The sequence below is a fragment of the Limnochorda sp. genome (genome assembly GCF_047459355.1).
GTDB lineage: Bacteria > Bacillota > Limnochordia > Limnochordales > Limnochordaceae > Limnochorda.
The window spans coordinates 1-1,030 of sequence record NZ_VSCV01000117.1 but is presented as its reverse complement, the minus strand read 5'-3'; the positions used below and the strand labels follow the sequence as shown (position 1 = coordinate 1,030).

Here is a 1,030-nt window from a genome sequence, read left to right as displayed (position 1 = left end):
GGCCAGCGCCCTGGGAAGGATCCGGGGCGCTGGCCGCTGTCTCTGTTTGGTGGGGCTCCCCTCTTGACCTCGCCGGGCTCCCTGTGCTTGAGTGGGTCTGCGTGCCTCCATCATGGCGAACTGGTGGGAGGGTCGTCGTATGAACGCCCGCTTGCACGAAGCCTTGGCTCTCCGGGCCCAAGGACGTCTGGACGAGGCCCTCGCGTTGCTCCGTCAGCTCCGGGCCGAAAGGCCGGAGGATGCCCTCCTGGCCCTCCACACCGCCATGACCCATGACAGCCTGGGCCAGGAGACGGAGGCCATCCCGCTCTATGAGGAAGCGCTGGCGTTGGGCCTTTCGGGCGACGATCGCCGGGCGGCCCTCCTGGGGTTGGGCAGCAGCTACCGGTGGGTGGGGCACCTGGAGGCGTCGGAGCGGGTGCTGCGGCAGGGTATGGCCGAGTTCCCCGAGGCCGCTGAATTCCCCGCGTTTCTCGCCCTCACCCTCCATGATCAGGGCAAGGGGAGCGAGGCCGTTCAGATGCTCCTCACCACCCTCCTTGACACCACGGCCAACGAAGGGCTCAGGCGGTACGAGCGGGCCTTGCGCTTCTACGCGGAGCAGCTTCCTCGCTCCTAGGGATCACCAAGGACAGCCGGGTTCGCATCCGCCGGTTCCTCTCCAGGGCCATCTTGAGGGCCGCGCGCTGCCCCTTTTCATCCTTGAACGCGGGTCCGAGCCCTTACCAAACCGCCAGCACCCGCAACGGCCCGCCCGAAGCCCCCTCCACCTTGGGCGGGGCGGCGATGAGGGTTCCCCCGGCCGGGGGTACGGTGGCCAGGTTGGCCAGGTTCTCCAGCCCCCACTTGTTGGCCCCGAGGACTTCCAGGTGGACGGCGAAGTCTGTGGAGGGACCGATGTCGAGGCTCAGGGTGTCGACGCCGATCCCAGCCACCTGCCGCTCGTGGACCAGGAACTGGGCCGCCTCAAGGCTGAAGCCGGGAAAGTGCATGGTGCCCATGCTGTCGGCGTTGGTGAAGGTCACGGGGT

The 1,030-nt window shown here is 68.3% G+C and carries 2 protein-coding genes; one reads left to right on the top strand and one right to left on the bottom strand.

Annotated elements, in window-relative coordinates; translation table 11 throughout:
- Positions 1–139 precede the first annotated feature (139 nt).
- A complete protein-coding gene (locus FWJ67_RS11295) occupies positions 140–619 on the top strand; it encodes a tetratricopeptide repeat protein (RefSeq protein ID WP_304173482.1) in 480 nt (159 codons plus the stop codon).
- 103 nt (positions 620–722) lie between these two features.
- Here the strand turns inward: FWJ67_RS11295 and FWJ67_RS11290 are convergent.
- Positions 723–1,030 (bottom strand): cyclase family protein (locus tag FWJ67_RS11290; RefSeq protein WP_414482884.1); only part of this gene is annotated, 308 nt, incomplete at its 5' end.

Bases quoted from the DNA above. Each gene is read 5' to 3' on its own strand.
- FWJ67_RS11295 (WP_304173482.1), top strand. From the start codon at position 140: ATGAACGCCCGCTTGCACGAAGCCTTGGCTCTCCGGGCCCAAGGACGT.